Here is a 24,037-nt window from a genome sequence, read left to right on the forward strand (position 1 = left end):
CGCCGACCTCCTTCTCACCGTCGTAGAGCTCCATGTGGTTCGATCCCTCGACGACGTGGAACGACTTGTCCTTGCTCGCGGCGCGCGCGAACAGGTCATCGCTCATCCACTTCGATCCGGCCTCGCTGCCCGCGATCACGAGCAGCGGCTGCGTGAGGAACGCCTCGGCCTTGTGGAAGGCGTCGTAGGTGATGATCTGGCTAAGGCTGCGCGCGGTCATGAAGCCCGGCGCGTTGGGGTGCTCGCAACGCGGCGTGTGGTAGTACTCCCACGCCTGGCGCAGCTCCTCGTTCGGCGCGTCTTCCTCGCGCATCGGTGCGAGCGGGAAGGGGTTGTCCTTGCCCTGCACATCAGTGGTGCGGGCCTCCGCGCCCATCGCGATCAGGGGAGCGGCGTCGGCGTCGGCGACGTCGTTCGTCCAGCCGTTGCGGAACATCTGGCCGACGTTGACGAGGCTCACGGTGCCCACGGCCTTGATACGGGGATCGTTGATCGCGGCGTTCGCGGTGTAGCCGGCCCCGGCACAGATGCCCATCGCGCCGATGCGGCTGCTGTCCACGTAGCCGAGCGTGGTCAGGTAGTCGACCACGGCGCTGACGTCCTCGGTGCGGATGTGCGGGTTCTCCAGCTGCCGCGGCTCCCCGGTGCTCGCGCCCTGGAACGAGGCGTCATAGGCGACGGTCACGAAGCCGTGCTCGGCGAGCTTGCCCGCGTACAGGCCGGCGGCCTGCTCCTTCACGCCGCCGCCCGGGTGGGAGACGACGATCGCCGGGTAGGTCCTCGACGCGTCGAAGCCTTCCGGGAGGTTGATCACCGCGGCGAGGGTGGTGCCGTAGCCGTTGAGGGTCTCGATGCTGATGTTCTTGCTCATGACTTTCCTCGGGTTGATGTCCGAATGGGTGTCTCTGGGGGGCCTGGCTCACAGGTGGGTGCCGAAGAACTCCGTCGCGGCCTCGATGGCCTGGCGCGTCGGGTCCGGCCGGTCGTAGAGGTCGTAGTGCGAGGTGTCCTCCACGACGAGGAGCCGCTTGTCCTTCGAGGTGGCGCGGCCGTAGATCTCCTGGCCGTCGCGGTAGGCGCCGAACCCGCCGGGCTTGTCGCCGATCACGACCAGCAGCGGCCGGGTGAGCAGCTGTTCCGCGTCGAAGAACGCGTCCCAGCCGATCGCCGCCGCGCGACGCGACAGCACTGCGCTCGTGGCACCGCCCGCGCTCTGTCCCCGGCCGGTCTTGTAGTAGTCCGTGGCCTCCAGCACGTCGATGTCGTTCAGCCCCGCCTCCCGTCCGGCCTCGACCGAGGCAGGCAGGAGGTCGTCGACCCGCGGATCCGCGCCGCGCGCCTCGGCGGTGCGCTGCGCCGCCATCTGCTCCAGAGCGCCGATCGGGTCGTAGCCGCCGAACGACTCGCGGCTGAGGCGCCCGAAGTTCACGCCGGTGATGCTGGTGACGGCCTTGATCCGGCGGTCGGTCATGGTCGCGTTGATGACGTAGCCGCCACCCCCGCAGACCCCGATCCCGCCGATGCGGTCCGCATCGACGTACGGGAGCGTCACGAGGTGATCGACCGCGACGCGGACGTCCTCCACACGCTGCGCGGGATCCTCGACCAGACGCGGCTGCCCGCCGCTCTCACCCTGGTAACTGGCGTCGAAGACCAGGACCACGTAGCCGGCCTCCGCCAGCGCCTTCGCGTACACATTGCCGGCCGTCTGTTCCTTGCAGCTGCCGATCGGGTGAACGCTCACGATCGCCGGATAGGAGCCGTTCTCGTCGAAATCCGCGGGGAGGTGGAGGACTCCCGCCAGTTCCCAGGCCATCCCCGGGGAACGGAAGCTCACGCGCTCGGTCCGTTCAGTCATGATTCCTCCTGGCTGTCCCACTCATCGTCGACCGGGAGCCGGGCCGACGCCCGTCGGTTCTCACGACATCAACTGTGGTTTCCCTCGATCGAGGGCGGAAGGTTGCGATAGAACCCCCCTCGGAGGGGGGTCTGGCGGAACCTGGCCCCTGGCCTCGATCGCCCATAGCGTGAGGTCATGGCACCGAAGGACGAGCGCGTACGGGACTTCCTGGCCACCCGCCGCGCGAAGATCACCCCCGACATGGCCGGCATCCCGAAGGGCAGCGGAGCGCGCCGCGTCCCCGGCCTGCGCCGGGAGGAAGTCGCGATGCTCTCAGGCGTCTCGGTCGACTACTACACCCGGATCGAGAAAGGCGACCTGGCAGGGGTCTCCGACGAGGTACTCGACGCCCTGGCCCGTGCCCTGCAGCTGACCGAGGACGAGAGCGCCTACCTCTACGACCTCGCCCGCACCGCGCGCCGCCCCTCGCGGGCGAGGAGACAGCCAAAGGTCGCGGCGGCCGTGCCGCAGCAGGTACAGCTGCTCATCGATGCGATGAGCGCCACCCCCGTCATCGCCCTGAGCAGGAGGCTTGATGTCCTCGCGTCGAACGCTCTAGGCCGGGCCCTGTTCGACATCGCCTTCACCAGCCCGACCCGGCGCTCGTCATCCTCCCCGCCGAACCTGGCCTCCGTCGTCTTCCTCGACCCCGCCGCGGCCAGGTTCTACGACGACCTCGACGATGCGGCAGCCGCGTGCGTGCGCATCCTCCGAGCCCAGGCGGGCGCGACACCGCACGACAAGCAGCTGATACAGCTCGTCGGCGAGCTGTCCACGCGAAGCACCGAGTTCAGATCCCGCTGGGCCGCTCACGATGTCGGCGTCCACCGCGCGGGCAGGAAGACCCTCCACCACCAGGTCGGAGAGCTCATCCTGGGCTTCGAGGAACTGACCCTCGCCTCCTCTCCCTCCATCACCTTGTCCGCGTACATTGCCGAGCCCGCCTCCCCCACTGCCGAGCGTCTGCAACTGCTGGCCAGCTGGGCAGCGACGACCGCGGCGGCGCACCCGTGAATCACGGCTGAGCTGCCCGCCGACGCGGGTCGTCTCGATCCCCGGTCCAACCCCGCAGCCAGCTCCAGGCCGTCACGCCGAAACAGCCCCTGGACGTCCCGCCAGGCGACACCGGCCAGTGCTGTTCGGTCAGGAACAAGCAACTGCCTCAGATAGCCGTACGACGTGGACCGCCGACCGCCCGCCGGCCGGCGGCCGCCCCTCCGCAGGGGGCGTCGCCGGCCCCGGCGACGGCGACGCGGGGCGACCCGGAGGGCGCGGCACGATCCGCGACCGGCCCTGTCGGCAGGGCCGGGGCGCCGCGCCCGGCCGCGTCCGCACGCTCCGGAACCGGGCCGCTGCGCTGCGTCGCCGCCGGCGCGGTTGCCGGGCGGGCTGCGCGGGTACCACGGCTGTGCAGGCCACGTACTCCTCGGCGAGTCGTCGACCCGGCTCAGTGGACCGGCTGCCGTATCGGACGGCACCGACAGGCAGGCAAGGGGCGTGACATGACCGCACCGGACCCCGTATCCGACCCCGCCACCGCCGCCGGGCCCGCGCCCGGGCGCGCGGAGCCCGGGGCTCCCTACACCGACCCGACACTGGGCATCCCCGTCGCCACCTCCTGGCGCGGCGAGCCCCGCAACCGGCTGGTGACCGTCGGCGACTCGCTCACCCAGGGCTTCCAGAGCTGCGCCGTCTTCCGGACTGATCTCTCCTACCCGGCGATCATCGCGCACGAGCTCGGCTGGGCCGAGCAGTTCCGCCACCCCTCCTTCGAGGGCCGCGGCGGGCTCCCGCTCAACCTCGAGATGCTGCTGCGCGACCTGGAGGACCACTGCGGCCCGGCAGTCGACTGGTGGGACGCGCCCGCGGTGCTCTTCCGGGCCCGCCGCTTCATGGACGAGGTGGAGGACTACTGGGAGCGCGGCGGAGGGTGCGCTCCCGCGGCGGGCACCGCCATCAACCACAACCTGGCCGTCTTCGGCTGGGATCTGCGGGACGCGCTGGACAAGTCGGCCGACGTGTGCCGCCGGATGATCGACACCCCGAGCGACGACCTGGTGCGCCAGGTGGTCGGCAATCCGGGCGAGCGCGCGGCGCTGCGCACCCTCCCCACCCGGCCCCCGGCCGCCGGGGCGCACACCCAGGTGAGTGCGGCGGCGGCGCTGGGCGAGCAGACCGGCGCCGCCGGGCGGGGCGCCGCGGAGGACGGGGAGCGGGAGCTGGATCCGGAGCACGGCATCGAGACGCTGATCGTCTTCCTCGGTGCCAACAACGCGCTCTCCTCCGTCGTCGAGCTCAAGGTGGCCTGGAGCGGGGAGGGCTACGACGACCTGGACGAGAAGAAGCGGTTCACCGTCTGGCGCCCGGAGCACTTCGCCGCCGAACTGCGGCACCTGGCGCACGCGGTGGGCCGGATCCGGGCCCGGCACGTGATCTGGTGCACCGTCCCGCACGTCACGATCGCCCCGGTCGCCCGCGGCGTGCACGGCAAGCTGGAGCCCGGGTCGCGCTATTTCCCGTACTACACGCGCCCCTGGATCGACGACGGCGCCTTCGACGCCGAGCGCGACCCGCATCTGACCGGGGAGCAGGCCGCCGCCGTGGATGCGGCGATCGACCAGTACAACGACGCCATGGCGGAGACCGTGCGTGCGGCGCGGCGGGCCGGACGGGACTGGTTCCTGCTGGACGCGGCCGGTCTGCTGGACCGGCTGGCCTGCCGCCGCTTCTTCGAGGACGAAGCGGCCCGGCCGGACTGGTGGACGCCGTATCCGCTGCCGCGCGAGCTGCGCGCGCTGGATCCGGTGCCCAACTCGCGGTTCCTGCTGAGCGACGGGGAGCGGCGCAGCGACGGGGGGCTGTTCTCGCTGGACGGCGTGCATCCGACGACGGTCGCCTACGGGATCCTGGCCCAGGAGCTGATCGACGTGATGCGGCAGGCGGGCGTGGAGTTCCGCACCCCGTACGGCGGGCGGCCGCGCACGGACCCGGTGCGGGTCGACTTCACGCGGCTGGTGCGCCACGACACTCTCATCAACCGGCCGCCCGCCAATGTCACCTCGGGCCTGCACGCCATCGGCTGGGCCGACGAGGCGCTGGACGTGCTGGCCCGGGCGCTGCGGTTCGGCCGCGAAGGAAAGTAGGACGGTAGGGACATCGGACGAGCGGCGGCGGTGTCATTTCATATATCGGGTGAAGAGTACGTAAGATCATCAGTTCGCTGAGCGGATCATCATCTCGGTGAGCCTCCGTTCCCGTGGCGCACCAACGCCCAGGCCAGGCACCCGAAGGCAGCGGTGTTGCAGACGGTGCGGACGACGTTCCACCGGTGCCAGCCGCTCTCGAAGCGCTCGCGCAGGGCGGCCAGCCGTGCCGCGCCGTCCGGGAGGCCGCCGGCGTCGAGCGCGTCGTTGAGCGGCACGTTGAACGCCATGGTGACCACCAGGACCGCCACGTACAGCACACCCGCCGCCGCGATCCAGGGGACCGCGGCCCTGCTGCCGCCGCCCCACATGTGCAGCGCCCCCGCCACGGCGATCAGCACCAGCGAACCGACGAACAGCAGCAGGAACCAGCCGTTGAGGATGGCGGTGTTGATCCGCTGCATGCCTTCCACGAAGGTCCGGTCCCCGGCCCGCCGCAGGCCGGGCGAGACCGCCACCGCGAACCCGTAGTAGAGGCCCGCGCTCAGGCCCGTGAGCAGCACGGCCCCCAGCAGTGAAACTCCTTGCAGTACGCGCATGTCCATCCCCTCCCGGCCGCTCCGGGCGGCTCTCCGCGGTGCCCGCGCCGTTCGAGCGGGCCGTGCGACCAGTCAACCGGGGTGGCGGCCGGTCCCCCATGGCCGGAGCGCTCAGGGGGATGTGCGGACGTCGCACCCGCCACGCGTGGGACCAGTAGGTGAAAACCGGAAGATATCCGGCGCGCCGCTCAGGTTCGACAGTCGGATTTTGTCAAGGTCACTCTGCTTCATCTCGGGAGGCGGAGTCGTCCATGCCGGAATTGCCGACACAGCGCAGTGCACATCGCGGCGGCGAGCCGCACGGGGGGCTGACCGTCCTGCATCTCGCCCAGCCCGTCGAGGGCGGTGTCGCACGCGTCGTCGCCGACCTCGCACGGGCGCAGGTCGAAGCGGGACTGCACGTCGTCGTGGGCTGCCCCGCCGGCGGCGAACTGGCGGACGCCGCGGCGGCGGCGGGAGCCCGGATCCTGCACTGGCCCGCCGTACGGGAGCCGGGAGCCCGGACCGCAAGGGAGGTCTACGGCGTACAACGGCTGTTGCACACCGTACGTCCCGACCTCGTGCACGCCCACAGCGCCAAGGCGGGCCTCGCGGCGCGGCTGGCGGTGCGCGGCCGGGTGCCCACCGTCTACCAGCCGCACGCCTGGTCCTTCGAGGCCGCGACAGGACGCACCGCGCGGCTGGCCCGCGCCTGGGAACGGTACGCCGCCCGGTGGGCCGACCGGGTGCTGTGCGTGAGCGAGGCGGAGCGGGAGACCGGCGCGGCCGTCGGCATCGAGGCCCGGTGGGCCGTGGTGCACAACGGCGTCGACACCGCGCGCTTCACGGCCGCCGCGGCCTCGCGGGCCGGCCGCGAACCCGCGCCGCGCCCGGAGCCGCGGGCACCGGAACTCGCGGCGGTGGCGGAACTGCCGCCCTCGGCGGTGCTGGTGGTGTGCGTCGGGCGGCTGTGCGAACAGAAGGGCCAGCGCACCCTGTTGCACGCCTGGCCGCAGGTCGCGGCCCTGGTCCCGGACGCCCGGCTGGTGCTCGTCGGCGACGGGCCCGACCGGGAGGAACTGCGCCGGGCAGCACCCGAGGGGGTGGTGTTCGCCGGCGCCAGCGGCGCGGTGGCCGACTGGTACGCCGCGGCCGACCTGGTCGTGCTGCCCTCACTGTGGGAGGGCATGGCGCTGACCCCGCTGGAGGCGATGGCCTGCCGACGGCCCGTGCTGGTCAGCGACGTGGCCGGGTCCCGCGAACTGCTGCCCCCCGGACAGCAGGCCGACTGCCTGGTGCCGCCCGCCGACCCGGAGGCGCTCGCGCAGGCCGTGGCCCGCCTGGCCCTCGCCCCCCGGCTGCGTGCGGAGCTGGCCGACACCGCGCACGCGCACGTACGCACCCGGTTCGACATCACGACGACCACCACGGCCGTACTGGAGCTGTACCGGGACGTGCTGCGGCACCGGACGGCGACGGCCGCGGTTCCCACCGCGGAAGGAGCGGGCAGCAGATGAGCACCGACAGGACCGACGACTCCCGGGAACCGCGGAGCTCGGCGGACCCGGCCGCGGCGACCGCCGAGGGCACCCTGCGCACCACCCCCGTACTCCCCCGGCCGCTGGCCGGCGCGGGAGGCGAGCCGGCCCAGCAGGAGGAGCGGTCCGCGCCCCTGCCGCTGCCGTCGGCCCGCGAACCGGTCGCGCTGCCGCCCGCCGGTCCCGCCCGGCGGCGCGCCGCAGCACCGGCGCTGGTCGCCGCGGACCTGGCGGGGACCGCCGCCGCCGTCCTCGCCTGCACGGGCCCGCAGGCGGCACCTGTGCTGCTGGCCCCGGTCTGCGCGAGCCTGCCGCTGCTGTGCGCCCGAAGAGGCCTCTACCGGCCCGGGCTCGACCAGCAGGCACTCGACGAACTCCCCGCCGTCGGCAAGCGCGCGGCCCTGGCCTGGTGCGTCGGCGCCACGGTACTCGCAGCGTGCGACCGCACCGGGGCGCTCGGGCCGGCCGGTCTGCTCGCCGGCGTCGCCGCCAACACCGCGCTGGTGTGCGCCCTCCGCGCCCTGGTGCACGGGGTGCGCCGCCGCCGCGGCCGGCGCCGTCCGCGCAGCGCCCTGGTCGTCGGGCGGGGCGAGACCGCCCGGGCGGTGACCGCGGCACTCGCCGAGCGGCCCCGGTACGGGCTGCGACCGACGGCACTGGTGGAGCCGGGACCGGACGGCGGCACGGCCCCGGGCGGTTCCGACGGCGGCGGGCCCTGCGGCACGGGCGGCCCCGACAGCGAAGGGCCCGGCACCGGCCGCACCGAACCGGCGGACGGCGCAGCCGCGCACCCGCCGCTGCCCGTCGTCTCCACGCCGGAGGAGGTGGCACGCGAAGTGGCGCGGCACGGCGTACGGGACGCGGTCTTCCTGCGGTCCCCCTGGGAGGATCCGCACTCCGCCGTACTCGCCGGAATGCTGGGCGCCCGCGGCGTCGACGGCTGGCTGGTCCGGCCCGGTTGCGCGCTGGGCGCACACGGCGGGCACACGCCCTCCGGTCACCGGCGGCCCGACGAGGCGCACCTGTGGGGTTTCTCCTGCCGGCGCCTGGCGCTCGACTGCCCCCGGCCGCGCACCGGCCTCCGCAAGCGGCTGCTGGACATCGCGCTGGTCGCCCCCGCGCTGCTGCTGGCGGCACCGGTGATGGCCGGCTGCGCGCTGGCGGTCCGGGTGCTGGACGGGCCCGGCGTGCTCTTCCGGCAGGAGCGCATCGGCCAGGACGGACGCCCGTTCACCCTGCTGAAGTTCCGCAGCGTGCGGCCGGCCGACGACCACGAGGCGGCGACCCGGTGGTCGGTCGCCGGGGACACGCGCACCAGTCCCGTCGGCCGGCTGCTGCGCCGCACGTCGCTGGACGAGCTGCCGCAGCTGTGGAACGTGCTGCGGGGCGACATGAGCCTGGTGGGGCCGCGGCCCGAGCGGCCCTACTTCGTGGGGCACTTCAGCCGCCTGCACCCCGGCTACGCGCAGCGGCACCGCACCCCGGTCGGCATCACCGGGCTGGCCCAGGTGCACGGGCTGCGCGGCGACACCTCCATCGCGGACCGGGCGCGCTTCGACAACCACTACATCGAGACCTGGTCGCTGTGGCAGGACGTGCGGATCATCTGCCGCACCGCGACCTCCCTCTTCCGCCTGGAGGGCCGGTGAGCGCGGTGGCGGACGGCGCGCCGCCCGCCGTCCGGGACGGCCGGACCGCGCTGGGCAGCGCCGTACGGCGCTGCGGCCTGGACCGGCCGGTGGTACCGGTGCTGGTGACGGTGGGGCTGCTGTGCGCACCGCCGGACACCACGGGTCCGGGCGGCCACAGCGGAGTGACCCCCGCCGACCTGGGCTCGGGGGTGCTGGTGGTGTGGTGCGCCATCGGGCTGCTGCGAGGCCGGGCCCGGCAGCGGACCGGGGGGCGGCTCCCGCGCCGGACCCTGACCCCGCGGGCCGCGCTGGTGCTGGGTGCGCCGACCGCGGCGTTCGCCGTCACCACGGTCGCCTCGGCCGATCCCGCCGCGAGCCTGCCCGGCTTCGTGCGGTATCTGCAGCTCTTCGTCCTGGTGCCGGGTGCGGTGCTGCTGGCGCTGCGCGACGCGCGGGACGCCCGGCTGCTGTGCGGCGCGGTGGTGCTGCTGGCACTGGTCGAGGGCGGCATCGGCGTCGTCCAGGCCGCCACCGGCACCGGCGCCTCCTACCAGGGCGAAGAGGTCCGCGCGGTGGGCACCTTCGGCGCGCTGGACGTGATGGGCATGGCCACGGCCGTGGCCTACGGGCTGGTGATCGCGCTGGCGTGCGGGCTCGTGCCGCCGGCCGGTGCGCCGCGCTGGCTGCGCCCCTGCGCGCTGGGGTCGGCCGCCGTGCTGGTGCTGCCGCTGGCCCTCTCCTACAGCAGAGGGGCATGGCTCGCGACGGTGCCGGCCTGTCTGCTGCTCCTCGCGCTGCGCGGCATCCGCACGACCGTGTGCGCCCTCGCCGCCGTCACCGCGGCCGGCGTGGTGCTGGTCGGCGGGTTCGGGGTGGCCACCCAGGAGTTGGCCCAGCGGGTCGGCAGCATCACCGAGGTCTCGGCCTCGCCGGACCGGTCGGTGACGGACCGCTACACCCTCTGGAGCGCGGCGACGGACATCTGGCAGCAGGCCCCCGCGACCGGTGTGGGCCCCAAGGGCTTCCCCGAGCACCGGGACACGCATGCCGCGCTGGAGCTGTCCTCGGGCAGCGACGCGGCGGGCGCCGGGGTTCCCTTCCAGCGGGAGCCGCTGCTCTCGCCGCACAACATGTATCTGCTGGTCCTGAGCGAACAGGGCCTGGTGGGCACGGTGGCGCTGCTCGGCGCCTGGGGGGCGCTGCTGGTGTGCGCGCTGCGCCGGCTGGGTGCGGCGCGGAGCCGGGGTGCCGCCTGCGGGGTACGCGACTGCGGCGCCGCGGCCACCGCGCTGCTGGTGTGGCAGTGCGTGGACTTCCTCTACGGCGACATCGGCGGACCGTCGACGGTACTGACCGCTCTGGTGCTGGGGCTGGGCACCTGGTGGGCGCTGTCGCCCGCGGCCGAGGAGCACGCGGAGAGCCGGCCGGCCGGCGGGGGCCGCTCCGTATGACCGTGCCGCAGCGGGAGATGCCCCAGCAGGAAGGTCCGCAGCAGGAACCGAAGCGGGAACCGCGACCGGACCCGCAGCCGGACCCACGGCCCTCGGCGCCGCCCGCGGGCGAGGAGTCGCCCCGGCTCGGGCGGTTCCTGGCCCGGGCGGCCGCGGTCACCGCGGGGCTCACGGCCGCGGGCTCGCTGTTCGGGCTGCTGCGGGACCAGGCCATCGCCCAGCTCTTCGGCGCCGACTCCGACACCGACGCGTTCCTCGTCGCCTGGACGGTGCCCGAACTGGCCGCCACCCTGCTCATCGAGGACGCCATGGCGCTCGTCCTGGTGCCCGCCTTCAGCCTGGCCCTCTCCCGACGGACGGCCGCGGCGGGGAGCGCGGCACCGGCCGACCCGGTGCGGACGCTGGTGGCGGCCACCCTCACCCGGCTCTCGCTGCTGCTCGCCTGCACCGCCGGACTGCTGATGCTGGCCGCGCCGTACGTGGTGCGGGTGCTCGCTCCGGGCCTGCCCGACACCGGGACCGCGGTGGACTGCCTGCGGCTGACCGCGCTGACCGTGGTCACCTTCGGCCTCGCCGGGTACTTCAGCGCCGCACTGCGCGCACACCGGCACTTCACGGCACCGGCGGCGATCTACCTCGCCTACAACGCCGCCACCATCGCGGTGATGTTCGCCGCGCACCGCGCCTGGGGAGTGCGGGCCGCCGCGCTGGGCGTCGCGGTGGGCGGCGCGCTGATGGTGCTCATCCAACTGCCCCCGCTGCTGCGGCGCCTGCCGCTGCGGCAGCGCCACCCGGCGCAGGGCAGCGCCCGGTGCGCGGTGCGCGGCGGGCGGCGCGGCGCGCACGCCGGGACGCTCGTCGGCCTCGGGGTGCTCGCTCCGGTCGTCACGTTCGCGGTGAGCCGCCAGGCGCAGGTCTTCTTCGAACGCTTCATGGCCTCCTCGCTGCCCGCCGGCGCCATCTCGCACCTCAACTACGCGCAGAAGGTGGCCCAGCTGCCGATGGTGCTCTCGCTGATGGTGTGCACGGTCACCTTCCCGGTCGTGGCCCGCGCCATGGCCGACGGCGACGCGGTGGCGGCCCGGCGGCGGGTGGAGCGCGACCTGGCGACGGCCGGGACGGTGGTGCTGCTGGGCGCCGCGTACGTGGTCGCCTGCGCACCGCAGATCATCGGCCTGCTCTTCGAACGCGGCGCCTTCGACGCGCACGACACCGCCGCGACGGCCGCGGTGATGCGCGTCTACTGCTGCGGACTGCTGGGGCACAGCATGGTCGGCGCCCTGGTGCGGCCGTTCTTCTCCGGCGGCCGTCCGCCCTGGTATCCGGCCGCGGCGATGGCGGCCGGACTGGCCGTGACGGTGGGCACCGGCGCCGTGCTGGCGGGCGGTTGGGGCGTCCTGGGCATCGCGGCGGCGAACGCGCTGGGCATCACCACCACCGGCGCCCTGCTGCTGCACGGGCTGGGCGCCCGGGTGGTGGCCATCGACGTGTCCGGCGTGGCGGCCGGACTGCTGCGGCTGCTGGTGGCCGCCGCCGCCGCGGCCGGTGCGGGCTGGGCGGTGGCCGGGCTCTTCGCCGCGCCGCTGGCCGGGGCACTCGCCGGCGGATGCGCCGTGCTGCTCGCCTTCCTCTGCGTCGGGCTGCTGGTGGGGGCCCCGGAGCTGTCGCATCTGTCCACCGCCGTCAAACGGAGGTTCCCGCATGCCCGCTGACACCCGCAACCGGGCCCCCTGGCTGCTGATGTACCACTCGGTCTCCGACTGCCCCGACGATCCGTACGGCATCACCGTCTCGCCGTCCCGGCTGGAGCGGCAGTTGCGCTGGCTGCACGACCGGGGGCTGACCGGCGTGAGTGCGGGCCGGCTGCTGCGGGCCCGTGCGGCGGGGCGGGACGCGGGGCTGGTGGGCCTCACCTTCGACGACGGCTACGCCGATTTCCTGACCGCCGCCGTGCCCCTGCTGCGCCGGTACGGGTGCACGGCCACCGCGTTCGTGCTGCCGGGACGGCTGGGCGGCGACAACGCCTGGGACGAACTCGGCCCGCGCAAGGCGCTGCTGGACGCCGACGGCATCCGGGAGGCGGCCGCGGCCGGGATGGAGATCGGCTCGCACGGGCTGGTCCACACCGACCTGACCGCCGCCGACGACGCGACCCTGGTGCGCGAGACGGCACACAGCCGGGCACTGCTGGGCGAGCTCACCGGAGCGGCACCCGCCGGATTCTGCTACCCCTACGGAACGCTCGACCACCGGGCCGTGCAAGCGGTGCGCGCGGCCGGCTACCGCTACGCGTGCGGCATCGATCCGGGACCGCTGACCGGAGTGCACGCCCTGCCGCGCGCCCATGTCGGCGCCCGGGACACCTCCGTGCGGCTGTATCTGAAGAAGGTGCTGCACCCGCTGCGGCGCAGGCCGCTGCCCGCGGCCTCGGCCCCCGCGGAGGCCGCGCGCCGGGACGGGGTGCGCCGATGAGGGTGCTGCACGTCATCACCGGCCTGGACGTCGGCGGCGCCGAGGAGCAACTGCGGCTGCTGCTGCGCCGGCTGCCGGCCCATTCCGTGCGGGGCGAGGTGGTCACCCTCACCTCGCCGGGCTCCGTCGCCGAGGGCATCCGCGCCGACGGCACCCGCGTCGCCCATCTGGGAATGGCGGGGAACCGCGATCTGGCCGCGCTGCCCCGGCTGGTGCGGCTGATGCGCTCCGGGAGCTACGACCTGGTGCACACCCATCTGTACCGGGCCTGCGTGTACGGCAGGATCGCCGCCCGGCTGGCCGGAGTGCGCACGGTGGTGGCGACCGAGCACTCGCTGGGTGAGCGCGCGTTGGAGGGCCGCCCCCTCACCGCCGGTGTGCGCGCCCTCTATCTGGCCACCGAACGGCTCGGCACCACCACCGTCGCCGTCTCCGCGACGGTCGAGCAGCGGCTGCGCCGCTGGGGTGTCCCCGCCTCCCGGCTGTGCACGGTGCCCAACGGTATCGACGCCGCCCGCTTCCGCTTCGATCCCGCCGCCCGCGCCGCCGTGCGGAGCGGCCTGGGGCTGGCACCGGACGCCTTCGTGGTGGCCGGAGTGGGCCGTCTGGTGGCTGGCAAGCGCTTCGACACGCTGGTGGACGCGGTGGCCGCGCTGCCCGGTGCGCATCTGCTGCTGGCCGGGGACGGCCCCGAACTCCCGGCGCTGCGCGCCCGCGCCGCGGCGCTGGGGGCCGGCGACCGGGTACGCCTGCTGGGCGAGTGCGCGGGCGGGCCCGGTGCCGGGCGGACACCCCGCGGTACGGCACCGGACGTGCCGGGGGTGCTGGCGGCCGCGGATGTGTTCGCCTCGCCGTCCCCCGAGGAGTCCTTCGGGCTGGCGGTCGTGGAAGCGCTCGCCGCCGGACTGCCCGTGCTCTACGCGGCCTGCCCGGCGATCGAGGACCTGCCGCCCGGGCAGGCGCCGGGAGCACACCGGTTCGCCTCCTCTCCCGGCAGCCCGGCCGACGCGCTGCGCGGGGCGCTCGCGCGGCACGCGGCGGGCACCCCGCGGGCGGCGGGTCCGGCCCGGCTGCCGGTGCCGCCGGTGGTGCACCGCTACGACATCGCGCGCTGCGCCGAGCGTCTGGCGCTGGTCTACCGCGCCGCGCTGGGCACGCCCCCGGACGGCGGGACCGCACGCGTCCCCGCACCGGGGACGGCCTCCCCGGTGCTGCCGTCCCTCTCCCCCGACCGCTCCCCGACAACGAGGTGAGTCCCATGTCCAAGGCCGCTCCGGCAACGGCGGAGTCGTCCGCCGAGAGCACCGAGGAAACCGAAGGCAGTGCCGTCCCGGACGCGGGGCGCGGCCACGGTGCCGCACGGCCCGCCGCACGCCGGAACCGCCGCAGGCGCTCCTCGCGGGTACCGGGATGGTGGCCGCTGCCGGTGTGCGTGGCGCTGGGCGCGCTCGGCGGGGGCGGGTACGCGACGCTCGCGGAACCGCGGTACGAGGCCACCAGTTATGTGCTGGTCTCCCCCGGCCCGCACGCCGAGGCGGCTTCGGCGCTGGGCTACGCGCAGGCGTACGGGAAAGTGGCCACGGACGCCTTCGTCCTCGGCGCCGCGGAGGCCGACGCGGGGCTGCCGCGCGGGGCGCTCCGCTCCCGGGTGCGGGCGGCCGCCTCGCCCGACGCACCGATGGTGCGCATCACCGGCAGCGCGCCGCGGCCGGGCCGGGCCGCCGACTACGCGGACGCGGTGGCCCGTTCGCTGACCGGCGCGGCGAAGAAGTCGGCCAAGCGGACGGGGGTGCGCCTGACGGTCGTCGCGCACGCCGCGCCGTCGGCCGGACCGGTCTCCCCCTCGATGCCGATCGCGGTGGCGGTGGGCACGAGTGCGGGCGGGCTGCTCGGCGCGCTGGTGCTGCTGGCCCGTCCGCAGCGGCGCCGGGCGGCGGACGGCGCGGCCGTGCCGGCGCCCGCGCCCGGCGGGGACGGCACGGCGTCCGGCGCCCGGCAGGGCACCGCCGGGCGCCCGGCCGCGGAGCCGGAGGGGGCCCGATGATCTCACCGCTGCCGCCGCCCACCCGCCGCAGGCTGGCCGGACCTGTCCTCTCTCCGTGGCGCAGCGCGCGGGGCGACGCCTCCGGGCAGCCGCCGGTACGGCTGACGGCGACGCTGTGCCGCGCGGAGGAGCGGTTCGCCGCGCTGGCCGAGGAGTGGGAGGCGCTGCGCGCCCGGAACCGGTCGGCGACGCCGTTCCAGAGCCACGCCTGGCTGTGGTCGTGGTGGCGGTCCTACGGGCGCCGCGGCCGGCTGCGGGTGGTCCTGGTGCGGGAGAACGGCCGCCTGGTCGCCGCCGCCCCGCTGATGCTCGTGCACCGTCCGCTGCCGGCGCTGGTCACGCTCGGCGGCAGCATCTCCGACTACCAGGACGTGCTGCTGGACGACAGTTGCCCGCGGGCCGCCGGGGCGCTGGCCCGGGCCCTGCACTCCGCTTCCCGCAGCGCCGTGCTGGATCTGCGCGAGGTGCGGCCGGGCGGGGCCGCGGAGCGGCTGTACGCGGCCTGGCCGGGGGTCAGCCGGTGCCTGGCCGACTCCTCCTGTCTGGAGCTGCCCGGCATTCCGATGGAGGAGATGCTGCGGCGGCTGGCACCCGCGAGCGCCAAGCGCACCCGGCGCAAGGTCCGCCGGATCGCCGAACTCGGTGTCGAGGCGCATGACGTGACCGGGGAGCGGGTGGCCGACGCGGTGCGCACGATGCTGCGGCTGCACGAGCGGCAGTGGCGCGGCAGGGGCGTCACGCCCGAGCATCTGCGCTCCCGGTTCGGCGCGCATCTGGTGCGTGCCACGACCGCGTTGGTGGCCTGCGGGGACGCGGCGGTGACCGAGTACCGGATCGGCGGCCGGGTGGCCGCCTGCGATGTCGCCTTCACCTCACGCGATCTGGTGTGCGGCTACCTGTACGGTGCCGATCCGGCGCTGCGGGAGCAGCGGGTGGACATCGCGACGATGCTGCTGCAGCACGACGCCCACTACGCGGCCGCCAGCGGCCGGGGCACGCTGAGCATGCTGCGCGGCACCGAGCCCTACAAGTTGCGCTGGCGCCCGGTGACCGCCGTCAACCGCCGCTATCTGCTGGCCCGTCGGGAGCTGGCTCCCGCGCTGGGGCTGCTGGCCGGCCAGGCGGCGGCCCGCGAGCTGGCGGCCGGGTTGCTGCGCAGGCGGCCGCTGGGCGCCGTGGTCCGCGCCCTGCCCGGCCGTGCCTTCCGCGGCCTGCGGACCCGGCAGTGACGGCGTGAGCGCGGCACCGCGGCGGGCCGGGTCCGGGCGGCGGCTATCCGCCCAGGGCGCGCAGCCAGTCGAGCCGCACGCAGTAGTCGCCCAGTCCCCAGCACCGGCTCCACCAGGGACGGGGAGTGGCGGCGGGCGGCGCGGGGCGCGACTGCCCGGACTGCCGGGGCGGCTGCGTTCCGGTGCCCAGCGCAGCCCGGTAGACGGCGGCGGAGGCGGGATTGCGCGAACAGCGCCACACACCGTGCGGGCAGTAGTCGCTGATGGTCTGGTAGAGCGGCTTGTACCGGTCCATCCACTCCAGCATGCGGCGGGTGTACTCGGTGTTGTCGCCGTTGCGGAACAGCCCCCACTCGGGGTACGAGACGGGCTTGCGGTGCCGCGCCGCGAAGTCGACGTGCGCCTGGAGTCCGTAGGGTTCGCGCACCTGCTCCTCGAAGCGCATGCCGCGCGGCTGGTCGTAGGCGTCCATGCCGAGCACGTCCACCACGTCGTCGCCCGGGTAGCAGCGGGGCCAGGGAATCGCGTCCCGGCCCCGGCTGGGCGCGAAGTCGAAGCGGAACCGCTGGCCGTCCACCGCGCGCATGGCGGTCACGATGTGGCGCCAGTACGCCTTCCACGCCTCGGGGTCGGGGCCGCAGCGGTGCGTGTAGGTGGTGCCGTTCATCTCCCAGCCCAGCACCAGGACGGTGTCCCCGAGGCGCTGGCGCACCAGTCGCTCGGCGAGCTTCCGGTAGTGGCCGTCGAAGCGTCCGGCCGCGCCTTCGCGCAGCAGGGCGCGCACCCGCGCGTCGGAGAGCCCGGCCTCGTTGCGGGCGGCCATCGGCACGTTGAGCACCAGCAGCCGCTTCGGGTCGGCGTGCCGCCAGCGGGCCCACGGCTCCAGGAACCGGGGCGGGCCCTCGATGTCGGACCACAGCCGGCCGGGCAGGTAGGTGTGCCCGGCGCGCAGCCGGGTGCCGCCCAGCCAGCGCTCCATGCCGCGGATGCGGCGCACCCCCTCGGGTCCGGAGCCCAGGAACGCGCCCACCGCCGGGTCGGCGGCGGCGACCGGCGCGGAGGGGGAGGCCGACGGGGAGGGAGCGGGGGAGGCGGGCCGGCTCGGGGCGGGGGACGCGGAGGGCTGCGGGCTGCGCAGCGGCCGCTCGCCCGGCTCGGTTCCCGGTCCGCCGTTCGGCAGCACGGTGCAGGAGGCGAGCAGTCCCGCGGCGAGAACCCCTCCGCACAGCACCGCCCTGATCCGCTGACGTCTGTGGCTCCGCATGGCTCCTCCTGGTCGCCTCCGGGCCGCTGTGCGGCCTCGGCCCGCGGTCCGGTCATCCGCCGGTCCGGAATCCTGATGATCCGTCAGCAGGATTCTCGCCCCGCCCGCCCACCCCACGCCTGAAGGACATGCCCCATGCCGTCGTTCGCCACGGACGTCCCCGCGCTGCTGCTGCGACTCGATCCGAACCCGTACCACCACGGCACCCTGGGAGCCGCCCGGTCGCTGGGGCGTGCCGGGGTGGAGGTGCACGCGCTCGTCGGCTCGCGGATCGGCGCGGTGGGCCGCACCCGCTTCCTGCACCGGGTGCACACAGCCGCGCCCGCGGCAGGGCCGGGCGGCGCGCCGACCGACGCCGAGCTGGAAGGCGCGCTGCTGGCGGCGTCCGAGGCGATCGGCAGGCCCGCCGTGCTCGTTCCGCTGGACGACCGGGGGGCGATCGGTGCCGCCCGGCTCGCGCCCCGGCTCGCCGGACGGTACCTGCTGCCTCCGGTGGCACCGCTGCTGCCGGCCCGGCTGGCGGACAAGGCAGAACTGTCCGCCGTCTGCGCCCGCGCCGAGGTCGCGCACCCCGCGACGGTGCTGCCCGGCAGCGCGCGCGAGGCAGCACACGCCGCCACGGAGCTCGGGCTGCCGGCGGTGGCCAAATGGAGCCGCCCCTGGCTGCTGCCGCCGGGCCTGCGCAGCACCGCGCTGGTCCGTAGCCCGCAGGAGGCGGCGCGGCTGTACGAGCGGACCGCGGAAGCGGGCAGCGCCCTGCTGCTGCAGCGCAGACTGCCGGACGCGCCGGGAGCCGACTGGTTCTTCCACGGGTACGCGGCCGAGGGCGGGCGGTTCCTGGTCGGCGGCGCCGGACGCAAGGAGCGCTCCTGGCCGCCGCGCACCGGGCTGACCGCGGTGGGGACCTGGCTGCCGTGCCCCGCCGTGCAGGAGGCCGCGGCCCGCCTCGCGGCGGCCCTGGACTACCGCGGCATCCTCGACCTCGACTTCCGGCTCGACCCGGTCACCGGCGTCCACCACCTGGTGGACTTCAATCCGCGCCCCGGCGCGCAGTTCCGGCTCTTCACCGACCGCTCCGGACTGGACGTGGTCAGGGCCCAGCACCTGCATCTGACCGGGCGAGCCGTGCCCGAACCGCGCGGGGGGCCGGGCCGGGTCTTCGTCGTGGAGAACTACGCGCTGCTGTCCGCGCTGCTGGGCCCGCGAGCAGGCGGGCACACGCCGGCGGCCGCATGGCGCGGCTCGGTCGAGCGCGCCTGGTTCGCCGCCGACGACCCGCTGCCCTTCGCCGCGATGGCCGCGGGCTGGCTGGGCCGCTGCCTGGCCAGGGGAGCGCGCCCGGCCGCCCTGCGCGAGCGGCTGCGCACCGGCAGCGCCGGAACCACCCGGGGGCCCGCCGCGAGCGCGGCGCTCCCCGCCACCGCGGGCCCGGCGCACCCCGCGCCCGGACCGCAGGGCTCGCAGCACACAGAGCCGACACCGCACACAGAGAGAAGGAATCCATGTACGACCTCGTAGTGGTGGGCGCCGGCCCCTACGGACTGTCCGTCGCCTCGCACGCGGCGGCGGCGGGACTGCGCCTGCGGGTCCTCGGCAGGCCGATGGCGTCCTGGCGGGACCACATGCCGCGCGGCATGTTCCTCAAGTCCGAGCCCGGCGCCTCCGCGCTCTCCGACCCGGAGAGCGCCCACACGCTCACCGCCTACTGCGCGGACCGGGGCATCGAGGTGGGCCACGGCCGCCCGCTGCCGCTGGACACCTTCACCGAGTACGGCACCTGGTTCGGCAGCCGGGCCGCTCCCCCGGCCGAGGACCTGACCGTCACCCGGGTCGCTCCGCACCAGTCCGGCTTCCGGATCCGTACCGCGGAGGGCGAGCAGCTCACCACCCGGGCGGTGGCCCTCGCCGTCGGAGTGCTGCCGTTCGCGCACCGGCCGGCGGCGCTGCGCGGGCTGCCCGGCGACCTGGCCTCCCACAGCACCCACCACCGCGACCTGAGCCGGTTCCGGGGCCAGGACGTGACGGTGGTCGGCGCCGGGCAGGCGGCGCTGGAGACCGCGGCGCTGCTCGCCGAGGCGGGCGCCGAACCGCGGGTGGTGGCCCGGGCTCCCCGCCTGAACTGGAACACCCCGCCCAAGCCGCTCGACCGCGGGCGCCTCGGCGGCCTGCTCGACCCGCACAGCGCGCTGGGCACCGGCTGGCCGACCTGGGTGTGGTCCCGGCACCCGGGCGCGGTGCGGCGGCTGCCGACCGCGCTGCGGCTGCACATCGCCCGGAACGCCCTGGGCCCGGCGGGTGCCTGGTGGCTGCGGGAACGGTTCGAGCCCGTCGTACCGACTCTGCTGGGGCACACCATCACGGCGGCCGACCGCACGGCGGGCGGGATCCGGCGGGTGGGGAACGGCCCCGGCTCCCGGGTGCGGCTGTGGCTGAGAGCGGCGGACGGCACGGCACGGACGCTGGAGACCGATCACGTGGTGGCCGCCACCGGATTCGCCCCGGAGCTGTTCCGGCTCGGGCTGCTGGATTCCACCCTGCGCGAGACCCTGCGCCGGGTCGGGGAGAGCGACGGCCCCTGGCTGGGCCACGACTTCGAGTCCTCGCACCCGGGCCTGTTCTTCGCGGGACTGCTGACCGCGCCCTCGTTCGGTCCCGCGATGCGCTTCGTGCACGGCGCCGGCTTCACGGCTCCGCGGCTGGTCGCGGGCGTGTGCCGGCATGTGGCCGCGCGCCGGGCGGCGGAGGCGACCCGCGCCACCGGCGGCACCGGGCACTCCCCGCGGGTGGCGGTGCCCCGCTCGGCCACCCGGGAACCGGCCGCCGGGGAGGCGCAGACGCCGGGCCGGGAGGTGAAGGCGTCGCGGTGACGACGGTGCCGACGTCGGCGTCCGGACCGGGGACCCGGGCCGGACGCCGACGGGGCACACCGGACCGAGCGGGAGGGGCGGGCCGGGCGGTGGGGGGCGCGCCGGCCGCCTGCGGCGCCTGCCGTCAGTGGGCGTGGGCCCTCAGTGGGCGTGGGCCCTCAGTGGGCGTGGGCCGAACCGGTGCTGCCGGCGAAGAGGACGGAGGCGAGCTCGTCGTCCATCGACTGCCGGATGCGCTCGGTCAGCGCGCCCTGGGTCGCCTCCCCCAGCAACTCGACCACCGTCCGGGCCTCGTGCACGGCCTTCGGCGGCTGCGCCCCGGCCCGCCGCGCGACGCGGTCGAAGAACTCCTGCCGGCTCATCCGCACCCCGGTCTGCGGGATGTCCGGCGCATACTCGATGCGGCGCAGATGCTCTCCCAGCTCCGTCGGAAGCTGCGCGGCCAGATGGTCGGCCAGCGGGGCCGGAATGCGCTCGGCCAGCGTCTCCAGGGTGGCGCGGGTGCACGCCTCGGCCGCACCCCGGCTGTCGAGGTGGGCCCGCGCCTGTACCTGACCGATGAACTCGTCGTGCTGCATGGGGCTTCTCCTCACTCGAACGGTGACTCCACCGGGCCCCTTCCAGCATGCGCGCCCCACGTGCCGGTCGCACGTCCGCGCGAACACCTCCCGCGCCCGGACGGCGACAGAGCGCAACGGGGTGCTCCGGGAGGCCGTCCGCCCCGGACGGTCCGGCCTCCGGGCCCGGCTAGAGCTCTCGTACGACCCGCGCCGGGTTGCCCACGGCCAGCACACCGCCCGGAAGGTCCGCGGTGACGACCGCACCGGCTCCGACGACGGTGTCCGCGCCGATCGTGACACCGGGGCAGACGATCACACCGCCACCGAGCCACACGTTGTCACCGATCGTGATGGGCAGCCCCTTCTCCCAGCCCGCGCGGCGCCGTTCGGCGTCCATCTCGTGCGTCGGGGTCAGCAGCTGCACATAGGGGCCGATCTGCACGTCGCGGCCGACGGTGATGGGCGCCACGTCCAGGAAGACGGCACCGAAGTTCACGAACGTGCCGGCACCGATCGACAGCCGGCTCCCGAAGTCGCAGTGGAAGGGCGGGCGGATACGGACGCCCTCGCCCAGCTCCCCGACCAGTTGCTCCAGTATCCGGCGCCGCTCCTGGGGCGGGGCGGTGCCGGACGCGTTGTAGGCCTCGCACAGCTCGGCCCGCCGCACCGTGTCGGCCAGCAGTTCCTCGTCGTCCGGGAGATACCAGTCCCCCGCCAGCATCCGCTGCTTGTTCTCACCCATGGGCACACTCTCGCAGAGCGCCCGCGACGCGCCGTCCCGGCAGCGACCGCCGGGGAAATCCTTCCGTAACTCTTGACGGAAACTGGTCTTGCGTTCTTAACTTCCTTCCGTACGACCAGTCCTTGACGGACTCTCTACGGTCCGACCGTAGTTCTGAGGCAGGCACAGACACAGACCACCTGTCGGTGGCTCCGCTGTGTCTGCATTTCCCGCGTTGTGCCATCGGACAGGTCCTCCTGAAAAGGCGGAATGATGGCACAACCACCGAGTGTCACCGGCAGCGCCGGAAGCCGCGGCGCACCCGGCGTCAGAGGCGTCGCCGACATCGTCGCGCTCATCGACGGGCTGAAAGTGGTCAGCGGCCGCGCGCGGCTCTCCTGGTACCTCGCCTTCGGCGGGCTGTTCCTCGACGCGTACGCCAACGCCGCGCTGAGCGCGGGACTCGGTCCGATGACCGACCAGATGCACCTCAGCAGCACCCAGATCTCCGTGCTGACGGCGACAGCGCCCTTCCTGGCGATCCTCTTCAACCCCGTCGGCGGCTGGGTCGCCACCCGGATCGGCCGAGTGCCCCCGCTGCTCGCCGCGAAGGTCTTCGCCGTCGCCGGCGCCCTGCTCGCCGCGTTCTCCGGCGACTTCACGACCGTGTGGCTGGGCCGCGTCCTGGTCGGTGTCGCCTACGGAGTGGACTTCGCCGTCGCGATGGCGCTGCTCGCCGAGTACACCCCCAAGGCCAGCAGCGGGCGGCTGAACCTGTGGCAGGCCGTCTGGTACGTGGCCACCACCAGCAATCTCGCGCTGGCGCTCGGCTTCTACCACCTGGACGTCGGCCAGGACATCTGGCGCTGGTCGCTGGGGTCGGCCGGAGTGATCGCCGCCGTGCTGCTCCTCCTCCAGTGGGCCTTCCTGGTGGAGAGCCCGGCGTGGCTGGCCAGCAAAGGACGGCTGGAGGAGGCCGTGCGCAACCTGCGCCGCATATACGGGCTCACCGCCACCGTCGCGGCGCCCGGCCCCGGCACCACCGCGGCACCGGGCGCCGGTGCGGACTCCGGGCAGCGCACCGTGGGTTTCCGGGACGCCGGGGTGCTCTTCCGCGGTGCGTATCTGCAGCGCACCGTGCTGTCGTCGGTGATCTCCCTGGCGCAGGCCCTGCAGTACTTCGCGGTGGGCTGGTACCTGCCGGTGATCAGCCTGACGATCTTCGGGGAGAGCTTCGAGAAGGCGACGGTCGGCTCGATGGTCTTCAACGCGGTCGGTATCGCGGGCGGACTCGCCTCCGCGTTCTTCGGACGCAGGCTGGGCCTGCGGATGAGTTCCGCCTGGGGCTTCGGCGGGGTGTGCGCCGCGCTGCTGCTGATGGGTCTGACCTTCGGCAAGGCACCGCTGGTGGTGGCGTTCTGCCTGCCGGTGTGCTTCATCCTCTGTCACTCGGCAGGTCCGGGCGCCAACGGCAAGTCCATCGCCGCGCTCTCCTACACCAGCGACGTGCGCGCCCTGGGCACCGGTGTGACCGGGATGATCGGCAGCTTCGGCTCGGTCGTCGGGCTGTACCTCTTCCCGCAGATCAAAGAGGCGATGGGGCTGGGCGACACCTTCCTGATGCTGTCCGTCGTCCCACTGCTGGGCATGCTGACGTGCCTGCTGGTCAAGTGGGACCCGACCCGGGCCGCGGCCTCCCCGGACGAACTCCCCATGACCGCCGACCCCGCCGGGGTCCCGCTCCCGCCGGGCACGCCGGTCCGGGCGGGAGAGGGGCAGCCGTGAGCACTCCGACCACTTCCCGGACCCCGTCCACGGCCCGCGCCGCCGTCCTCGCCGTCGACGAGGGCACCACCGGCACCCGGGCCGGCCTCGTCCTCGACGACGGCTCGGTCGAGCACGTCAGCTACCGGCCGATCGCGGTCAGCCATCCCGACCCACTGCGCGTCGAACAGGACCCGGAGGAGATCTGGGTCGCCACCCTGGAGGTGTGCCGGGAGGCGCTCGCCGCGGCCGCCACCGCAGGTGTCACCGTCACGGCCGCCGCACTGACCACGCAGCGGGCGACCGCGATCCTGTGGGACCGGGTCACGGGCCGGCCGCTGCTGCCCGCCGTGGTCTGGCAGGACCGCCGCTACGCCCAGGACCTGCTCGCCTACGAGTCCGAGTGGGACCCGGTGCTGCTGGCCCGCACCGGACGGCCGGTCGGCTCGCGGGCGCCCTTCCTGTGGGCCGCACGCCAACTCGCCGAGCGGCCCGAGATCGCCGCCGCGCACCGGGCCGGGAGGCTGGTGTTCGGCACCGTCGACACGTGGCTGATCTGGCAGCTCACCGGCGGTGCCACCCACGCCACCACCGCCTCCAACGCCGGGTCGACCGGTGGCTACCTGCTGCGCGAACACGCCTGGGACACCGAGTGGATCGCCCACCAGGGCTTCCCTCTGGACCTGCTGCCCGAACTGTGCGCCGACGACGCAGACCTGGGCCGCACCGACGCCGGGACGCTCGGGATCGGTGTACCGCTCGCCGCCTCCATGGGCGACCAGCACGCCGCGCTGCTGGCGCTGGGCGGGCTGGAGGCCGGGCTGGGCATGTGCGTGCTGGGCACCGGAGCCTTCGTCGACGTGACGACCGGCACC

Annotated in this window: 20 protein-coding genes; 14 read left to right on the forward strand and 6 right to left on the reverse strand. The window is 74.9% G+C overall.

What is annotated here, in order from left to right; translation table 11 throughout:
- Together A949_RS0125760 and A949_RS0125765 are read right to left on the reverse strand one after the other, a co-directional pair.
- A partial coding sequence (locus A949_RS0125760; protein WP_019358930.1) for an alpha/beta hydrolase occupies positions 1-871 on the reverse strand: 871 nt, incomplete at its 3' end.
- 48 nt (positions 872-919) lie between these two features.
- Positions 920-1,858 (reverse strand): alpha/beta hydrolase, encoded by a 939-nt coding sequence (locus tag A949_RS0125765; RefSeq protein ID WP_019358931.1) that lies wholly within the window; start codon positions 1,856-1,858, stop codon positions 920-922.
- Between the two features lie 177 nt (positions 1,859-2,035).
- Between A949_RS0125765 and A949_RS0125770 the strand changes: the two genes are divergently transcribed.
- Positions 2,036-2,914, forward strand: coding sequence for a helix-turn-helix domain-containing protein (locus tag A949_RS0125770; RefSeq protein ID WP_019358932.1), 879 nt, complete (start codon positions 2,036-2,038; stop codon positions 2,912-2,914).
- Between the two features lie 488 nt (positions 2,915-3,402).
- Complete coding sequence (locus tag A949_RS0125775) at positions 3,403-5,043, forward strand: hypothetical protein (protein WP_019358933.1); 1,641 nt, start codon at positions 3,403-3,405, stop codon at positions 5,041-5,043.
- An 89-nt stretch (positions 5,044-5,132) separates the two neighbouring features.
- Here the strand turns inward: A949_RS0125775 and A949_RS0125780 are convergent, their stop codons facing one another.
- Positions 5,133-5,642, reverse strand: a complete 510-nt coding sequence (locus tag A949_RS0125780; protein ID WP_037707725.1) for an anthrone oxygenase family protein — start codon at positions 5,640-5,642, stop codon at positions 5,133-5,135.
- 251 nt (positions 5,643-5,893) lie between these two features.
- On the opposite strand from A949_RS0125780, the gene A949_RS0125785 reads away from it, so the two are divergent.
- Genes A949_RS0125785 through A949_RS0125820 form a run of 8 tightly spaced genes read left to right on the forward strand, consistent with a single transcriptional unit; the run spans position 5,894 to position 15,986 of the window.
- The gene (locus tag A949_RS0125785; RefSeq protein ID WP_019358935.1) at positions 5,894-7,138 is read left to right on the forward strand and encodes a glycosyltransferase family 4 protein; all 1,245 of its coding nucleotides are present in this window, start codon (positions 5,894-5,896) and stop codon (positions 7,136-7,138) included.
- Positions 7,135-8,808 carry a sugar transferase gene (locus A949_RS0125790; RefSeq protein WP_019358936.1) on the forward strand — a complete coding sequence of 558 codons (1,674 nt, stop codon included), beginning with the start codon at positions 7,135-7,137 and terminating at the stop codon, positions 8,806-8,808. The genes A949_RS0125785 and A949_RS0125790 overlap by 4 nt, the downstream gene beginning before the upstream one ends.
- Positions 8,805-10,241: an O-antigen ligase family protein gene (locus tag A949_RS0125795; protein ID WP_019358937.1), complete on the forward strand. Its 1,437-nt coding sequence runs from the start codon at positions 8,805-8,807 to the stop codon at positions 10,239-10,241. Before A949_RS0125790 ends, A949_RS0125795 begins: the two co-directional genes overlap by 4 nt.
- Entirely contained in the window at positions 10,238-11,953 is a 1,716-nt protein-coding gene (gene murJ / locus A949_RS34600; protein WP_192817168.1) for a murein biosynthesis integral membrane protein MurJ, read from the forward strand. Before A949_RS0125795 ends, murJ begins: the two co-directional genes overlap by 4 nt.
- Positions 11,943-12,713: a polysaccharide deacetylase family protein gene (locus A949_RS0125805; protein WP_019358938.1), complete on the forward strand. Its 771-nt coding sequence runs from the start codon at positions 11,943-11,945 to the stop codon at positions 12,711-12,713. Before murJ ends, A949_RS0125805 begins: the two co-directional genes overlap by 11 nt.
- Entirely contained in the window at positions 12,710-13,966 is a 1,257-nt protein-coding gene (locus A949_RS0125810) for a glycosyltransferase (protein ID WP_019358939.1), read from the forward strand. The genes A949_RS0125805 and A949_RS0125810 overlap by 4 nt, the downstream gene beginning before the upstream one ends.
- Positions 13,967-13,971: 5 nt before the next feature.
- Positions 13,972-14,757 carry a hypothetical protein gene (locus tag A949_RS0125815; protein ID WP_019358940.1) on the forward strand — a complete coding sequence of 262 codons (786 nt, stop codon included), beginning with the start codon at positions 13,972-13,974 and terminating at the stop codon, positions 14,755-14,757.
- Positions 14,754-15,986: a GNAT family N-acetyltransferase gene (locus A949_RS0125820; RefSeq protein ID WP_019358941.1), complete on the forward strand. Its 1,233-nt coding sequence runs from the start codon at positions 14,754-14,756 to the stop codon at positions 15,984-15,986. The genes A949_RS0125815 and A949_RS0125820 overlap by 4 nt, the downstream gene beginning before the upstream one ends.
- Positions 15,987-16,029: 43 nt before the next feature.
- On the opposite strand, the gene A949_RS0125825 is transcribed toward A949_RS0125820, so the two are convergent.
- Positions 16,030-17,250 (reverse strand): glycoside hydrolase family 26 protein, encoded by a 1,221-nt coding sequence (locus A949_RS0125825; protein ID WP_019358942.1) that lies wholly within the window; start codon positions 17,248-17,250, stop codon positions 16,030-16,032.
- 135 nt (positions 17,251-17,385) lie between these two features.
- On the opposite strand from A949_RS0125825, the gene A949_RS0125830 reads away from it, so the two are divergent.
- Together A949_RS0125830 and A949_RS34605 are read left to right on the forward strand one after the other, a co-directional pair.
- The gene (locus A949_RS0125830) at positions 17,386-18,768 is read left to right on the forward strand and encodes an ATP-grasp domain-containing protein (RefSeq protein ID WP_019358943.1); all 1,383 of its coding nucleotides are present in this window, start codon (positions 17,386-17,388) and stop codon (positions 18,766-18,768) included.
- Complete coding sequence (locus tag A949_RS34605; RefSeq protein WP_106428909.1) at positions 18,753-20,117, forward strand: NAD(P)-binding domain-containing protein; 1,365 nt, start codon at positions 18,753-18,755, stop codon at positions 20,115-20,117. The genes A949_RS0125830 and A949_RS34605 overlap by 16 nt, the downstream gene beginning before the upstream one ends.
- A gap of 158 nt (positions 20,118-20,275) precedes the next feature.
- Here A949_RS34605 and A949_RS0125840 read toward each other — a convergent pair whose 3' ends face one another.
- Together A949_RS0125840 and A949_RS0125845 are read right to left on the reverse strand one after the other, a co-directional pair.
- A complete protein-coding gene (locus A949_RS0125840; protein ID WP_019358945.1) occupies positions 20,276-20,695 on the reverse strand; it encodes a DUF2267 domain-containing protein in 420 nt (139 codons plus the stop codon).
- Positions 20,696-20,864: 169 nt separating this feature from the next.
- Positions 20,865-21,419 carry a sugar O-acetyltransferase gene (locus A949_RS0125845; RefSeq protein ID WP_019358946.1) on the reverse strand — a complete coding sequence of 185 codons (555 nt, stop codon included), beginning with the start codon at positions 21,417-21,419 and terminating at the stop codon, positions 20,865-20,867.
- A gap of 249 nt (positions 21,420-21,668) precedes the next feature.
- Here A949_RS0125845 and A949_RS0125850 point away from each other — a divergent pair, with 249 nt between their 5' ends.
- Complete coding sequence (locus A949_RS0125850) at positions 21,669-23,183, forward strand: MFS transporter (protein WP_019358947.1); 1,515 nt, start codon at positions 21,669-21,671, stop codon at positions 23,181-23,183.
- Positions 23,180-24,037 (forward strand): FGGY family carbohydrate kinase (locus A949_RS34610; RefSeq protein ID WP_019358948.1); only part of this gene is annotated, 858 nt, incomplete at its 3' end. The genes A949_RS0125850 and A949_RS34610, both read left to right, overlap by 4 nt.

The sequence above is a fragment of the Streptomyces sp. AA1529 genome, assembly GCF_000280905.1.
Lineage (GTDB): Bacteria > Actinomycetota > Actinomycetes > Streptomycetales > Streptomycetaceae > Streptomyces.

Coding starts and splice junctions, on each gene's coding strand:
- A949_RS0125765 (WP_019358931.1), bottom strand. CDS start 1,858: ATGACTGAACGGACCGAGCGCGTGAGCTTCCGTTCCCCGGGGATGGCC.
- A949_RS0125770 (WP_019358932.1), top strand. CDS start 2,036: ATGGCACCGAAGGACGAGCGCGTACGGGACTTCCTGGCCACCCGCCGC.
- A949_RS0125775 (WP_019358933.1), top strand. CDS start 3,403: ATGACCGCACCGGACCCCGTATCCGACCCCGCCACCGCCGCCGGGCCC.
- A949_RS0125780 (WP_037707725.1), bottom strand. CDS start 5,642: ATGCGCGTACTGCAAGGAGTTTCACTGCTGGGGGCCGTGCTGCTCACG.
- A949_RS0125785 (WP_019358935.1), top strand. CDS start 5,894: ATGCCGGAATTGCCGACACAGCGCAGTGCACATCGCGGCGGCGAGCCG.
- A949_RS0125790 (WP_019358936.1), top strand. CDS start 7,135: ATGAGCACCGACAGGACCGACGACTCCCGGGAACCGCGGAGCTCGGCG.
- murJ (WP_192817168.1), top strand. CDS start 10,238: ATGACCGTGCCGCAGCGGGAGATGCCCCAGCAGGAAGGTCCGCAGCAG.
- A949_RS0125805 (WP_019358938.1), top strand. CDS start 11,943: ATGCCCGCTGACACCCGCAACCGGGCCCCCTGGCTGCTGATGTACCAC.
- A949_RS0125810 (WP_019358939.1), top strand. CDS start 12,710: ATGAGGGTGCTGCACGTCATCACCGGCCTGGACGTCGGCGGCGCCGAG.
- A949_RS0125815 (WP_019358940.1), top strand. CDS start 13,972: ATGTCCAAGGCCGCTCCGGCAACGGCGGAGTCGTCCGCCGAGAGCACC.
- A949_RS0125820 (WP_019358941.1), top strand. CDS start 14,754: ATGATCTCACCGCTGCCGCCGCCCACCCGCCGCAGGCTGGCCGGACCT.
- A949_RS0125825 (WP_019358942.1), bottom strand. CDS start 17,250: ATGCGGAGCCACAGACGTCAGCGGATCAGGGCGGTGCTGTGCGGAGGG.
- A949_RS0125830 (WP_019358943.1), top strand. CDS start 17,386: ATGCCGTCGTTCGCCACGGACGTCCCCGCGCTGCTGCTGCGACTCGAT.
- A949_RS34605 (WP_106428909.1), top strand. CDS start 18,753: ATGTACGACCTCGTAGTGGTGGGCGCCGGCCCCTACGGACTGTCCGTC.
- A949_RS0125840 (WP_019358945.1), bottom strand. CDS start 20,695: ATGCAGCACGACGAGTTCATCGGTCAGGTACAGGCGCGGGCCCACCTC.
- A949_RS0125845 (WP_019358946.1), bottom strand. CDS start 21,419: ATGGGTGAGAACAAGCAGCGGATGCTGGCGGGGGACTGGTATCTCCCG.
- A949_RS0125850 (WP_019358947.1), top strand. CDS start 21,669: ATGATGGCACAACCACCGAGTGTCACCGGCAGCGCCGGAAGCCGCGGC.